Origin of the sequence: Luteibacter sp. 3190 (assembly GCF_031456385.1) — a bacterium.
Lineage (GTDB): Bacteria > Pseudomonadota > Gammaproteobacteria > Xanthomonadales > Rhodanobacteraceae > Luteibacter.
The window spans coordinates 574,205-587,331 of record NZ_JAVDUO010000001.1 but is presented as its reverse complement, the minus strand read 5'-3'; the positions used below and the strand labels follow the sequence as shown (position 1 = coordinate 587,331).

Here is a 13,127-nt window from a genome sequence, read left to right as displayed (position 1 = left end):
GCACCGACCCGGGGGAAAGTGAATGGCTCGCATCCTGATCGTCGACGACTCGCCGTCGCAGCTGCTGGGTATCAAGCGCATCGTCGAAAAGCTGGGCCACGAGGCCATCACCGCCGAAGACGGCGCGCAGGGTGTCGAGGTCGCGAAGCGCGAAGTCCCCGACCTGATCCTGATGGACGTCGTGATGCCGAACCTCAACGGCTTCCAGGCCACGCGCACCATCAGCAAGGAAGAAACGACGAAGCACATCCCCATCATCCTGGTGACCACGAAGGACCAGGACACCGACAAGGTGTGGGGTCTGCGCCAGGGCGCGAAGGCTTACGTCGTCAAGCCGATCAAGGAAGAGGAACTGGTCGCGGCGCTGAAGGAACACCTGCCGGGCTGAAGAATGGACGGTGGTGCAGGAGCACGGCCGCCCGCCGTAGGAGCGCGCCCTGCGCGCGACAGCTCTTCGCGAAATAGCTCAGGACCTCAGCGTCCGGCCCAAAAGCTGTCGCGCGCAGGGCGCGCTCCTACAGATCCCCGGCAAGCGGTCCGTCCGGCGGTAAGCGTCACCCCCGCCGCGGATCGAACCCCGCGAAGGCATCCTTGAATTCCGCGTAGGCCGCCTGCTCCTCGTGCGTTTCCGGCACGGGCACGCGGATCTCCAGCACGACGATCTGGTCGCCCGGCTCCGATCCCGGCAGGCCACGCCCCTTCAGGCGCAGCTTGCGTCCCGACTGCGAGCCCGCGGGAATGCGCAGGTCCACGTGCCCGCCGAGCGTGGGTACCGGGACGGTCGCACCGAGCGCCGCTTCCCACGGCGTGATCGGCAGCACATGCGTCACGGTGCGTCCGTCGAGACGGAACCGGCTGTCGTCGCGGATGGCGATTTCCAGCAGCAGGTCGCCCGAGGGGCCGCCGCCGGTGCCCGGATGGCCCTGGCCACCCAGCCGGATCGTCTGGCCCGACGTGATGCCGGCCGGAATCTTCACCTCCAGCACCCGCTCGCCACCCGCAGAGTCGTTCAGCACCACACGCGTCTTGCCGCCGTTGTACGCGGTCTGCAGGTCGGTCTCGATCCGGGCCTGGATATCCCGCCCGCGGCGCGCCTGCGCCTGCTGGCCGCGCCCACGGCCGCCGCCGAACAGGCTTTCGAAGAAATCGCTGAAGTCGCCGCCACCGCGGCCACCCATGTCGCCGAAGTCGAACCCGCCGCCCTGCTGTCCCCAGCCCGGAGGCGGCCGGAACTGCTCGCCCTGCCGGTAGCCACCCGCGCGGAACTGGTCGTACTGCCGACGCTTCTCCGGATCCTTCAGGGCCTCGTTGGCCTCGTTGATGGCCTTGAACTTCTCTTCGGCCCCCGGCTCCTTGTTCTTGTCGGGGTGATACTTGCGGGCAAGCTTGCGGTACGCCGCCTTGATCTCGGCGTCGGTCGCTTCGGGCTTGACCCCTAGTGTCTCGTAGTAATCCTTGAACTCCACAGGCTCTCCCGCGCTTGTGTCGACCTGCCAAAAATACGAAATGCCCGCGGTGGACGGATCCACCGCGGGCCGGACACCTAAGCTTAGGCCGTTTTAGCCCGCGGTGTTGATCGCGATGCGACGGGGCGCGCTCTGGGCCTTCTTCGGAATCGCGATTTCGAGCACGCCGTTGCCACCGGACGCGGTGATGCCCTCGGCGTCGGCGCTCTCGGGCAGCGTGAAGCTGCGCTTGAACGCACCGGCCGCGCGCTCGACGCGGCTGAACTTGCCCTCGGCCTCGCTGGCGTACGCCTTGCGCTCACCCTTGATGCTGAGCACGTTCTTGTCCATCTGGATCTCGATGTCCGCGAGGTCCACGCCCGGCACGTCGGCCAGGATCAGGAAACGGCCGTCTTCCTCGCGAATGTCGACGCGCGGCGCCCAGGCGCTGGCGCTCGCCGTCGGGGCGGCGATATCGCTGCCGAAGAACGTCTCGAAGACGTTGCGGACGTCGCCGCCGAACACCGGCGCACGACGGAACGAAACCTGACGAAGCTGGTTCATCTGTTTGACTCCCAAGAAGTTTTCCGGCCCCTCGGCCGTCTGGAAACAAACATATGACCGGCGATCCGCGATTCAAGTGCCCCGCCGACGCGGTTGTCTTCGCTTCAGCCGGTGCCCCCTTCGCTTACACTCGGGGCTTTCCCCATCGCAGGAACGAACCATGACGATTGCCGTCGGCGACCGCATCCCCGAAGCCACCGTTGCCACCTTCAAGGACGGCATCGTGACCCACTCCACCCTCGACCTGCTCGGCGAGGGCAAGGTCGTGGTGTTCGCCGTCCCGGGCGCCTTCACGCCGACGTGCTCCAACAAGCACCTGCCGGGCTACATCGAGCACATGGCGGATTTCGAATCGCGCGACGTGAAGGTGTTCTGCCTGTCGGTCAACGACGCCTTCGTCATGGACGCCTGGGGCAAGGACCGCGGCATCCCGCCGAAGCTGCACATGCTGGCCGACGGCAATGCCGCGTTCGTCCGCGCGCTGGGCCTCGAACTCGACGGCACCAAGAACGGCATGGGCATCCGCGCGAAGCGCTTCGCGATGTACATCGTGGACGGTGTGGTGAAGGTGCTGAACATCGAAGCACCGGGCGAGTTCCGCGTGTCGTCCGCCGAGGCGATGCTGGAAGCGATCGACGCGTAACCTAGGCCGCCCCACAGGCCAAGAAAAAGCCGCCTTTCGGCGGCTTTTTCTGTTTACGCTTCGGCGTTGTCGCCGCCGTCCACCGGGCCGCTTTCGATCGGCGGCATGTCGGCAGCGGCCTCGCCTTCCGGCGTTTCGCCTTCGCCTTCGATCTCTTCCTCGGCCTCGAGGCGCACGACTCCGATCAGCTTCTCTTCCTTCGGCAGCTTGATCAGCGTGACGCCCTGCGTATTGCGGCTGAGCTGCGAGACTTCCGACACGCGCGTGCGCACCAGCGTGCCCTGGTCGGAGATCAGCATGAGCTGCTGGGCTTCCGTGACCTGCGTCGCGGCGACCAGGTTACCGTTGCGCTCCGAGCACTGGATGGCGATGACGCCCTGCGTGCCGCGGCCCTTCTTCGGGAACTCCTCGAGCGCCGTGCGCTTGCCGTAGCCACGCTCGGTCGCCGTCAGGATATCGCCCTCACCCGCCGCCACGATCAGCGACACCACTTCGGCGTCGTCCGCGAGGCGCATACCGCGCACGCCCGTCGCGGTACGGCCCATCGAGCGCACGCTGCCTTCGTCGAAACGCACGGACTTGCCGTTCGAGGCGAACAGCAGGACGTCGCTCTCGCCGTCCGTCATGGCGACATCGACCAGCGCGTCGCCCTCGTCGAGGTTGATCGCGGCCTTGCCCTTCTGCAGCTGGAACGCGAACTCGGTCAGCGGCGTCTTCTTCACCGTGCCGTTGCGCGTGGCGAAGAACACGAAGCAGCTCGGGTCGTAATCCCGCACCGGCAGCAACGCCTGCACCTTCTCGCCCTCACCCAGCGGCAGCAGGTTGACGATGGGCTTGCCGCGCGCGCCGGGACCGGCTTCCGGCATCTGGTACACCTTGAGCCAGTAGACGCGGCCGGTGCTGGTGAAGGTGAGCAGCGTGTCGTGGGTGTTGACCACCCACAGCTGCTGCACGACGTCTTCGTCCTTCAGCGCCGAGGCCGAGCGACCCTTGCCGCCACGACGCTGCGCGCGGTAGAGGCTGGCCGGCTGGCGCTTGATGTAACCCGTGTGCGAGAGCGTGACCACGACGTCTTCCGGCGCGATCAGGTCGAGGACGTTGAGGTCTTCCTGCGAATGCTGGATCTCGGTGCGACGCTCGTCGCCGTAATCCGTGCGGATCTGTTCCAGTTCCTCGCGGATGACTTCGAGCAGGCGGGCCGGGTTCTCGAGGATCTCGATCAGGCCGCGGATCGTGTCGAGTATCTCGCGATACTCGTCGGAGAGCTTCTCCTGCTCCAGCCCCGTGAGGCGGTGCAGGCGCATCTGCAGGATTTCGGTCGCCTGGGCTTCGGAGAGCTGGTAGCCGTCGTCGCGCAGGCCGTCGCGCGGATCCATGTCCTCGGGACGCGACGACGCCGCGCCGGTGGCGGCGAGCAGCGCCCGGACCATGCCCGGCTCCCAGCGACGGGCGACCATGCGCTCGCGCGCTTCGGCCGACGAGGCGGACGTGCGGATCAGCTCGATCATCTCGTCGATGTTGGCGAGCGCGACCGTGAGGCCTTCGAGGATGTGGGCGCGCTGGCGGGCCTTGCGCAGTTCGAAGATGGTGCGGCGGGTGACGACTTCGCGGCGATGGCGGATGAACGCCTCGAGGATGTCCTTGAGGTTCAGCAGCTTCGGCTGGCCGTCGAGCAGCGCGACCATGTTGATGCCGAACGTGACCTGCAGCTGCGTCTGCTGGAACAGGTTGTTCAGCACGACGTCGGCCATCGCGTCGCGACGGATCTCGATGACCACGCGCATGCCGTCCTTGTCGGACTCGTCGCGCAGCTCGCTGATGCCCTCGAGCTTCTTTTCCTTGACCAGCTCGGCGATCTTCTCGATCAGGCGCGCCTTGTTCACCTGGTACGGCAGTTCGTGGACGATGATCGTCTCGCGGCCGTTGGCTTCCGTTTCGATCTCGGTGCGCGCACGCACGAGGATGCGGCCGCGGCCGGTGCGGTACGCCTCGACGATGCCGGACGAGCCGTTGATGATGCCGGCGGTCGGGAAGTCCGGACCCGGGATGTGGGTCATGAGTTCATCGATGCCCAGCGACGGCTCTTCGATGAGCGCGAGCGTGGCGTTGATGACCTCGGTCATGTTGTGCGGCGGGATGTTCGTCGCCATGCCGACGGCGATGCCGGCCGAACCGTTGACGAGCAGGTTGGGCACGCGAGTCGGCAGGACCAGCGGCTCGTGCTCGCTTTCGTCGTAGTTGGGGCCGAAGTCGACGGTTTCCTTGTCGATGTCCGCCATCAGCTCGTGCGTGAGGCGCGCCATGCGCACCTCGGTGTATCGCATGGCCGCCGCGTTGTCGCCGTCGACCGAACCGAAGTTGCCCTGGCCGTCGACGAGCATGTAGCGCAGCGAGAACGGCTGCGCCATGCGGACGATCGTGTCGTAGACCGAGGCGTCGCCGTGCGGATGGTACTTACCGATCACGTCACCGACCACGCGGGCCGACTTCTTGTACGGCTTGTTCCAGGCGTTGCCCAGTTCGTTCATCGCGAACAACACGCGGCGATGCACGGGCTTGAGTCCGTCGCGCACATCGGGGAGCGCACGCCCCACGATGACGCTCATCGCGTAATCGAGATAGCTCTGGCGCATCTCGTCTTCGATGTTGACGCGGATGACTTCTTTGGCGAGTTCTGCCATCAATCGGCTTCCTGGATGTTGCGTGAGTGCCCCCGCCGGCTAGGTGTCCGCGCTTCGCGCCGCACCACCGACTCAACCCGTCGATGGTAGCACAACGCGTGTGGAAATGACAGCTAAAAAGGCCGTAAAATCAGCGGTTTACGACGAGCTTTTGGGCGCCCTGAAAAGCACCGCGCGGGCGAGCGCGAAATTGGCGATCGAGCCGGCCGCGGAACCGGCGGCGACGGCCACCGCGGGCCACGTGTGCAGCTCCGGGAACGCCCGGAACGCGAGCACGTAGACGCCGTTGTTGACCACCGCGCCGAGTGCCATCAGGCCCATCCAGTGCAGCCACTCGGCGTGTCTGCCACGCCCCGAATCGCGGTGCGCGAAGGTGTGCGTGCGGTTCCACCACCAGGTGACGGTCGCCGCGCTGAGGAACGAGACGACGCGCGCCGTGTACACGTTCCATCCCGCCAGCCCCACCAGCGCCTGCGCGATGCCGGCGTCCACGCAGAGGCCGAGCACGCCGCCGATCGCGAACAGCGCGACCTCGCGGCGCAGGTGGATCACGGGAACATGATCCGCATCTGTTCTTCGTCGGGCTTCAGGATCACGCCACGCTCGGTGACAATCGCGTCGATCAGCTCCGCCGGCGTCACGTCGAACACGGGGTTCCAGGCCTCGGCGCCTTCGATGACCGTGCGCGTGCCGCCGACCGAGAGCAGCTCCGTCGCGTCGCGCAGCTCGATCTCGATGTCGGCACCGTCGGCCGTCGCCATGTCCACGGTGGTCGACGGCGCGACCACCATGAACTTCACGCCGTGATGGCGCGCGGCGATCGCGAGCTGGTAGGTGCCGATCTTGTTCGCGGTGTCGCCGTTGGCCGCGATGCGGTCGGCGCCCACGATCACCCATTTCACCTTGCCGTCCTTCATGAGATGCGAGGCGGCGGAATCGGCGATGAGGCGCGCGGGGATGCCATCGCGCACCAGTTCCCACATCGTCAGGCGCGCGCCCTGCTGCCAGGGGCGCGTCTCGCCGGCGAAGACCTGCTCGATGTGTCCCATGGCGACGCCGGCGCGGATCACGCCGAGCGCGGTGCCGTAACCGGCGGTGGCGAGCGAGCCGGTATTGCAGTGCGTGAGAACGTGCGAACCGGGCTCGATGAGCGCCGCGCCGAGTTCGCCCATGTGGCGATTGGCGGCGAGGTCCTCGTCCTGGATCGCCTGCGCCTCGCGCTCGAGGGCGGCAGCGTCCGCGCCCTGGAGCACCCGCGCGTTCATGCGATCGAGCGCCCACATCAGGTTCACCGCCGTGGGGCGCGCGGCGCGCAGCGTCGCCATGGCCGTCGGCAGGTCGACGCCTGCCTGCGCGGCCAGCACGACGCCCCATGCGGCCGCGATGCCGATCGCCGGCGCGCCGCGCACCGCGAGGTCGCGGATGGCGCGCGTGACGTTGTCGGCGGTGGTGCAGTCGAACCAGATTTCCTCGGCCGGGAGACGGCGCTGGTCGAGCAGGCGCAGGCGGTCGCCGTGCCATTGCACGGCGCGGATGGAGTCGTGGGAGTCGAGGGTGTTCATCGATGGATTATCGCATGGCGGCCGCCGCTGGCGCGGCGGTTCGCCAATGCGATCGGCTCCCACCCTCCGCCAGACATCCCTTCAGGCGGCTGCCGGCGACGGCGATTCAGCGCTCCGCCAGCCACGTGTGGATGGCGGGGGGCACGAGTTTCTGCGCGCGGCCGGACACGTAGATGCCGATGTGGCCACCCTGGAACGGCAGCGCCGTGTAATCGTCGCTGCCCACCAGATCGCCGAGCGGCGTGGAGGCGGCGGGCGGCACGAGGTGGTCCTGTTCCGCGTAGATGTTCAGCACGGGCTGCTCGATGCGTTTCAGGTCGACGCGGCGACCGCCGATGCGCACCTCGCCCTTCATGAGCTGGTTCTTCTGGAAGAAATCGCGCGCGAATTCGCGGAACGCTTCACCCGCCTGGTCGGGCGAATCGAAGATCCACTTCTCCATGCGCAGGAAGTTCTCCAGCTCCTTCGGATTGTCGAGGATGTCGACGAGGCCGATGTACTTCTGCTGGTTCAGGCGCACGGGCTTCAGCGTGAGGTATGCGAAGTTCATGACATCGGCGGGCACGTTGCCCACGGTGTCGACGAAAAGGTCGATGTCGACGTTGCGCGCCCAGTGCGAAAGCATGTTGTCCGGCGTGTGGAAATCGACTGGCGTCACCATCGTCACGAGGTTGCGCACCTTGTCCGGATGCAGCGCCGTGTAGCAAAGGGAGAACACGCCGCCCTGGCAGATGCCCAGCAGGTTCACCGCTTCGCCGTCGTGCCGTTCGCGGATGGCGTCGACGCAGCGGTCGAGGTACCCATCGATGTAATCCTCGAGCGTGAGCCAGCGATCGGCCCCATCCGGATAACCCCAGTCGACCAGGTACACGTCCTCCCCCTGCGCGAGCAGGTTGCGCACCATCGATCGGTCTTCCTGCAGGTCCACCATCCACGGCGTGTTGACCAGCGCGTAGCAGATCAGCAACGGCGCCTTCGCGGTCGGCGGCTTTTCGCCCCTGAAGTGCCAGAGCGTGAGCTTGTCTTCCGTGTATACCGCTTCGCGCGGCGTGGTGCCGAGCTCGATCGGACCCACGCGCTTGAGCGATTCCATGCCGGCCTCCAGCTTGCGCCGGAACGCCTCCATCTCCGCCTGCGCGCGCTGCGGATCGAACGGGAACGGAGGCGTGGTCATCGGCCGCGGCTCTTCGGCGAGCCGGAGGCTTTCGTGGCTTTCGTGGCTTTCGTGGCTTTCGTGGCTTTCGTGGCTTTCGTGGCTTTCGTGGCTTTCGTGGCTTTCGCGCTTTTCGCGGCCTTCGTTGCCTTCGTACCCGTGAGCGTCGCGACCTGGGCGCGGAGCGCCTCCACTTCCGCCTTCAGCCCCTGCATGTGCCGGAGCTCGCGACGCACGGCCTGCAGGCGCTCCCCGAGGCTGTCCACTTCCTTACGGGTGGGCATCCCCGCCTGGGTCGCCGCGCGCTCCACCTGGCGCTGCTGGAGCATCTTCAGGTGCATCTGCGCGTTGACCATCGCGGCGTAGACCTCGCGGAACTCGGCGGAGAGCGCCGCCTCGGCGTAGCTCTCCTCGGCGAGGTTCACCCAGCGGTCGTACACCGAGCGCATCGAGTCGGCGTCGGACGGCGGGCCCTGCTCGCGCAGCGCCGCGTTGGCGCGCTCATGAACGCCCTGCAGGAGCGCCTGGTAGCGCTGGTAGTGACCGGCGTAATCGATCCAGGCGCGCAGCAGGGCCTGCTGTTCCTCCTGCTGCTCGCGTGTCAGGCCGAAAGCTGGCAGCGACAGGGCTTCGTTGGCGACCCGGGCCCACTCGTCGAAGCGCTGCTGCTCGTGCGGGGCGGCGCCAGGTGGCGGCCCGTAGCCGAACGGTGGCATGCCGGCGAACGGACCCGAGGGCGCCTCGCCGCCTGCGTAGGAACGCATCCAGTCGCCGTAGCCGCCGAGGCCGGCGAAGAGCCGGGCCATGATGTCGGCGGACGGCATCGCTTCCGCCGGCGAGGCTTTCGGGTCGAACTGCCGCGACCACGCCTCGACGCCTTCGCGGACCCAGGCCTGGTACTGATCGATGAAATCGTGGGGTTTATCGGACATGTGCGCATCGTACCGCGAGGGGGACCGATGCGCCGAGGCGCCGGCTTCCGACCGGCGGCGCGACACCGGCTCCGGGCCCGCTGCCGCGGGATCGCCGATACGATCGGCTCCCACCCGAAGGACATCAGCGCATAAAAAAACCCGGCATCTCGCGATGCCGGGTTTTTTATCGCAATGCAGGCGATGGATCAGCCCGCGGCGCTTTCTTCCTCGGTGACGGCCTTCATCGACAGGCGGATGCGGCCCTGCTTGTCGACTTCCAGCACCTTCACCTTGACGATATCGCCTTCCTTCAGCTTGTCGGAGACCTTCTCCACGCGCTCGCTGGAGATCTGCGAGACGTGAACGAGGCCGTCCTTGCCCGGCATGATCGTGACGAACGCGCCGAAGTCCATCAGCTTGGCGACCTTGCCCTCGTAGATGCGGCCCGGCTCGACGTCCGAAACGATCTGCTCGATGCGCTTGCGCGCGGCTTCGGCCGCTTCGCGGTTGACCGAGGCGATGACGACGTTGCCGTCGTCCGTGATGTCGATCGTGGTGCCGGTCTCTTCCGTGATCGAACGGATGGTCGCGCCACCCTTGCCGATCACTTCGCGGATCTTGTCCGGGTGGATCTTGATCGTCAGCAGGCGCGGCGCGAACTCGCTCATTTCCGAACGGGCCGTGCTGATCACCTTCGCCATCTCGCCGAGGATGTGCAGGCGACCGCGCTTGGCCTGGGCCAGCGCCGTGCGCATGATCTCTTCGGTGATGCCGTCGACCTTGATGTCCATCTGCAGCGCGGACACGCCATCGGCGGTACCGGCCACCTTGAAGTCCATGTCGCCGAGGTGATCTTCGTCACCCAGGATGTCGGAGAGCACGACGAAGTCGTCGCCTTCCTTCACGAGGCCCATGGCGATACCGGCGACCGGCGACTTCAGCGGAACGCCCGCGTCCATCATGGCCAGCGACGAACCGCAGACCGAGGCCATCGACGACGAGCCGTTCGACTCGGTGATTTCCGAGACGACGCGGACGACGTACGGGAACTCTTCGATCGTCGGCTTGACGGCCTGCACGCCGCGCTTGGCGAGGCGGCCGTGGCCGATCTCGCGACGCTTCGGGCTGCCGACGCGACCGGTTTCACCGACCGAGAACGGAGGGAAGTTGTAGTGGAACAGGAACGTGTCCTTCCACTCGCCTTCCGGCGCGTCGATGATCTGCGAGTCGCGCGTGGTGCCGAGCGTGGCGACCACGAGGGCCTGCGTCTCGCCACGCGTGAACAGCGCCGAGCCGTGCGTGCGCGGCAGGACGCCGACGCGCACCGAGATCGGGCGGACGTCGTCGAGCTGGCGGCCGTCGATGCGGACCTTGGTCGACAGGACGCCGTCGCGCAGCGTGCGGTATTCCACCTCGCCGAAGGCGGCACCGATGTCGCCATCGGTCCAGCCGTTGGCTTCGGCGTCGGCGGCGATCGCCGTCTTGACGTCCGACTTCAGCGCGCTGATCACGTCGCGGCGAGCGAGCTTGTCGCGGATCTGGAAGGCTTCGGCGAAACGCGTGCCGACGGCCGCCTTGACGGCGTCGTACAGCGCGGTCTTCGGAGCCGGAGCTTCCCACTTGAACGTCTTCGCGCCGGCTTCGGCGACGAACGCGTTGATCGTGGAGATCGCGGCCTGCATCTGCTGGTGGCCGAAGACCACCGCGCCGAGCATGACGTCCTCGCTGAGCAGCTTGGCTTCCGACTCGACCATCATCACGGCGCTGGAGGTGCCGGCGACGACGAGGTCGAGGTCCGAGGTCTTCAGCTGGGTGGCGGTCGGGTTCAGGATGTACTGACCGTTGGCGTAACCGACGCGGGCGGCGCCGATCGGACCCTTGAACGGGACGCCGGCGAGCGTCATGGCGGCCGAGGCGCCGATCAGCGCCGGGATGTCACCGTCGACTTCCGGGTTCAGCGACACGACCTGCGCGATGACCTGGATCTCGTTGCGGAACTCTTCCGGGAACAGCGGACGGAGCGGACGATCGATGAGGCGCGAGGTCAGCGTCTCCTTCTCGGTCGGGCGGCCTTCACGCTTGAAGAAGCCACCCGGGATGCGACCCGCGGAGTAGAACTTCTCCATGTAGTCGACCGTGAGCGGGAAGAAGTCCTGGCCTTCGCGCGCCTTCGGCGCGGCGACGACCGTCACCAGGACGACCGTGCCGCCCATGCTGACCATGACGGCACCGGAGGCCTGCCGGGCGATTTCGCCCGTCTCCAGTGTGACTTCATGACTACCGTACTGGAATGACTTGGTTACTTTCGCCACTTCGATGTCTCCTCGTCCTGTTCCGGTGGTTTAGCGGCGCAGGCCGAGGCGTTCGATCAGGGACTGGTAGCGAGCGAGGTCGCTCTTCTTGAGGTAGGCCAGCAGCGTCTTGCGCTTGTTGACCATCTTCAGCAGACCGCGACGCGAGTGGTGGTCCTGCTTGTGCGCCTGGAAGTGATCCTGCAGCGCGGTGATGTTCGCGGACAGCAGCGCGACCTGGACTTCGGTCGAGCCGGTGTCGTTTTCCTTGCGACCGAAGTCCTTGATGATCTGGCTGGTCTGTTCGACGGTGAGCGACATGTGTATCGATTCCTTAAAAAGCGGATGCGAGACTTGCGCAACCTCAACGACTGCCGATGAAGTTGCGCAAGCCTCGCTTTTGATGAAAGCCGTTAAACGAGCACGTAATTGTAACGTCCTGCGCGTAGCGGCAACAAGCCCGGTCAGACGGGCGGCAGGTTGAACCCGCGCAGGACCCGGAGGATACCGTCCCCGCCCACCTCGCCCAGGGCCATCAGGCGCCCGTCGGCGCCGCGGACGCCGCAGCGCCCCGCCGACGGACCCGGGCCCAGCGGCACGGGCTGGCCGAAACCGAGCACGCGCGTCTGTTCGGGGTCGAGATCCACCCGGGGGATATGCGCCAGCCCCGCCTCGACGGGCAGCAGGCAGGCGTCGAGCGGGTCCGGGCCGGCCTCGGCCGCCTCGCGGAGCTGGTCGAGCGTCACCATGGCGGGTGCCAGGAACGGGTCGACCCAGAGCCGGCGCAGGCCGGTCAGGTGGGCACCGCAGCCCACGTTCGCGCCGAAATCGACCGCCAGGCTCCGGACGTAGGTGCCCGAACCACATTCGACATGGAGGCGGACGGTGTCGCCCGTCCGCCCGATCACGTCGAGCCGGTAGACGTCGACCTCGCGGGAGGGGACGTCCACCGTTTCGCCGCGGCGGGCGCGGACATATAGAGGAACACCGTCCTGCTTGATGGCCGAATAGGCGGGCGGAACCTGGACGATGCGGCCGCGCAGCGGCGCCAGCGCGGCGTCGATCGCCGCGTCGTCGAGCTCGGGCACGGGACGCGTTTCGACGACTTCGCCCTCGAGATCGGCCGTGGTCGTCGTCTGGCCCAGCTTCACCTCGGCCTCGTACGCCTTCCGCGAGCCCAGCAGCCAGCCGGCGATCTTGGTCGCCTCGCCGAAGCAGAGGGGAAGCAGGCCCGTGGCCAGCGGGTCGAGGCTGCCGGTGTGGCCGCCCTTGGCCGCTCCGACGAGCCGGCGCGCCGTCTGCAACGCCTGGTTGGAGCTGAGACCGAGCGGCTTGTCGAGGAGGAGGATGCCGTGGATGTCGCGGAAGGAGCGGCGATTCATGCGCGAAGGATGGCGATCAGGTTTCGTCGGTATCCGCCGGCGGCACGGGGTTCTCGCGCAGCAGGCGCTCGATGCGCTCGCCGGTGTCGACCGACTCGTCGTATTTGAACTTCAGCTCGGGCACGCGACGCAGGCGCATCGAACGCGACAGCGTTCGGCGGAATTCGGGGGCGAGCTCCTTCAGGGCCTTGACGGCCTCGGCGGACCGTTCGGGCATCAGCGTGGTGACCCACACGGTGGCCCAGTCGAGATCCTTGGTGACCTCGACGTCGGACACGCTGACCGAGGGCAGCGCGTGGTCGCGCACGGCGGCGTGGACGAGCAGGCCGATTTCGCGGCGGAGCTCGGCGGACACGCGGTCGGTGCGCTTGAAATCGCGGGAAGGCATGGGGAGGGCACTCCGGGAACCATTGGCCTGAGGCCAAGAAGGAGATGGGAGATGGGAAGTGGGGGCGCATGTACGTGCGCCTGAGGGAACCGGATACGCCCCGC

13 protein-coding genes are annotated in these 13,127 nt (G+C 67.1%); 2 read left to right on the top strand and 11 right to left on the bottom strand.

From position 1 onward, the window contains the following. The first annotated feature begins 22 nt into the window (after positions 1–22). Positions 23–388 (top strand): twitching motility response regulator PilH, encoded by a 366-nt coding sequence (gene pilH / locus J2X58_RS02860; RefSeq protein WP_090054116.1) that lies wholly within the window; start codon positions 23–25, stop codon positions 386–388. 166 nt (positions 389–554) lie between these two features. Here the strand turns inward: pilH and J2X58_RS02855 are convergent, their stop codons facing one another. Both J2X58_RS02855 and J2X58_RS02850 read right to left on the bottom strand, forming a co-directional pair. Next, positions 555–1,466: a DnaJ C-terminal domain-containing protein gene (locus J2X58_RS02855; protein WP_310046295.1), complete on the bottom strand. Its 912-nt coding sequence runs from the start codon at positions 1,464–1,466 to the stop codon at positions 555–557. Between the two features lie 93 nt (positions 1,467–1,559). Then, positions 1,560–2,009, bottom strand: a complete 450-nt coding sequence (locus J2X58_RS02850; protein ID WP_090054121.1) for an Hsp20/alpha crystallin family protein — start codon at positions 2,007–2,009, stop codon at positions 1,560–1,562. A 160-nt stretch (positions 2,010–2,169) separates the two neighbouring features. On the opposite strand from J2X58_RS02850, the gene J2X58_RS02845 reads away from it, so the two are divergent. Then, on the top strand, positions 2,170–2,652 hold the full coding sequence (locus tag J2X58_RS02845) for a peroxiredoxin (RefSeq protein ID WP_090054123.1): 483 nt from the start codon (positions 2,170–2,172) through the stop codon (positions 2,650–2,652). A 53-nt stretch (positions 2,653–2,705) separates the two neighbouring features. On the opposite strand, the gene gyrA is transcribed toward J2X58_RS02845, so the two are convergent. From gyrA to rbfA, 9 genes are all read right to left on the bottom strand, one after another. Next, positions 2,706–5,333: a DNA gyrase subunit A gene (gyrA, locus tag J2X58_RS02840; protein WP_090054125.1), complete on the bottom strand. Its 2,628-nt coding sequence runs from the start codon at positions 5,331–5,333 to the stop codon at positions 2,706–2,708. 138 nt (positions 5,334–5,471) lie between these two features. After that, a complete protein-coding gene (locus J2X58_RS02835) occupies positions 5,472–5,885 on the bottom strand; it encodes a GtrA family protein (protein WP_310046293.1) in 414 nt (137 codons plus the stop codon). Then, a complete protein-coding gene (mtnA, locus tag J2X58_RS02830; protein WP_310046292.1) occupies positions 5,882–6,895 on the bottom strand; it encodes an S-methyl-5-thioribose-1-phosphate isomerase in 1,014 nt (337 codons plus the stop codon). The genes J2X58_RS02835 and mtnA overlap by 4 nt, the downstream gene beginning before the upstream one ends. 106 nt (positions 6,896–7,001) lie before the next feature. After that, on the bottom strand, positions 7,002–8,069 hold the full coding sequence (locus J2X58_RS02825; RefSeq protein WP_310046291.1) for a class III poly(R)-hydroxyalkanoic acid synthase subunit PhaC: 1,068 nt from the start codon (positions 8,067–8,069) through the stop codon (positions 7,002–7,004). Further along, positions 8,066–8,980 carry a poly(R)-hydroxyalkanoic acid synthase subunit PhaE gene (locus tag J2X58_RS02820; protein WP_310046290.1) on the bottom strand — a complete coding sequence of 305 codons (915 nt, stop codon included), beginning with the start codon at positions 8,978–8,980 and terminating at the stop codon, positions 8,066–8,068. The genes J2X58_RS02825 and J2X58_RS02820 overlap by 4 nt, the downstream gene beginning before the upstream one ends. Positions 8,981–9,168: 188 nt before the next feature. After that, a complete protein-coding gene (gene pnp, locus J2X58_RS02815) occupies positions 9,169–11,274 on the bottom strand; it encodes a polyribonucleotide nucleotidyltransferase (RefSeq protein ID WP_310046288.1) in 2,106 nt (701 codons plus the stop codon). Positions 11,275–11,304: 30 nt separating this feature from the next. Then, complete coding sequence (rpsO, locus tag J2X58_RS02810; RefSeq protein ID WP_090054134.1) at positions 11,305–11,574, bottom strand: 30S ribosomal protein S15; 270 nt, start codon at positions 11,572–11,574, stop codon at positions 11,305–11,307. A 143-nt stretch (positions 11,575–11,717) separates the two neighbouring features. Next, positions 11,718–12,635, bottom strand: coding sequence for a tRNA pseudouridine(55) synthase TruB (gene truB, locus J2X58_RS02805; protein WP_310046285.1), 918 nt, complete (start codon positions 12,633–12,635; stop codon positions 11,718–11,720). A 16-nt stretch (positions 12,636–12,651) separates the two neighbouring features. Continuing rightward, positions 12,652–13,023 carry a 30S ribosome-binding factor RbfA gene (gene rbfA / locus J2X58_RS02800; RefSeq protein WP_310046283.1) on the bottom strand — a complete coding sequence of 124 codons (372 nt, stop codon included), beginning with the start codon at positions 13,021–13,023 and terminating at the stop codon, positions 12,652–12,654. Positions 13,024–13,127 lie beyond the last annotated feature (104 nt).

Excerpts from the sequence above, each read along its gene's own strand:
- pilH (WP_090054116.1), top strand. The coding sequence starts at position 23 with ATGGCTCGCATCCTGATCGTCGACGACTCGCCGTCGCAGCTGCTGGGT.
- J2X58_RS02820 (WP_310046290.1), bottom strand. The coding sequence starts at position 8,980 with ATGTCCGATAAACCCCACGATTTCATCGATCAGTACCAGGCCTGGGTC.
- mtnA (WP_310046292.1), bottom strand. The coding sequence starts at position 6,895 with ATGAACACCCTCGACTCCCACGACTCCATCCGCGCCGTGCAATGGCAC.
- rbfA (WP_310046283.1), bottom strand. The coding sequence starts at position 13,023 with ATGCCTTCCCGCGATTTCAAGCGCACCGACCGCGTGTCCGCCGAGCTC.
- J2X58_RS02850 (WP_090054121.1), bottom strand. The coding sequence starts at position 2,009 with ATGAACCAGCTTCGTCAGGTTTCGTTCCGTCGTGCGCCGGTGTTCGGC.
- gyrA (WP_090054125.1), bottom strand. The coding sequence starts at position 5,333 with ATGGCAGAACTCGCCAAAGAAGTCATCCGCGTCAACATCGAAGACGAG.
- J2X58_RS02825 (WP_310046291.1), bottom strand. The coding sequence starts at position 8,069 with ATGACCACGCCTCCGTTCCCGTTCGATCCGCAGCGCGCGCAGGCGGAG.
- rpsO (WP_090054134.1), bottom strand. The coding sequence starts at position 11,574 with ATGTCGCTCACCGTCGAACAGACCAGCCAGATCATCAAGGACTTCGGT.
- J2X58_RS02845 (WP_090054123.1), top strand. The coding sequence starts at position 2,170 with ATGACGATTGCCGTCGGCGACCGCATCCCCGAAGCCACCGTTGCCACC.
- truB (WP_310046285.1), bottom strand. The coding sequence starts at position 12,635 with ATGAATCGCCGCTCCTTCCGCGACATCCACGGCATCCTCCTCCTCGAC.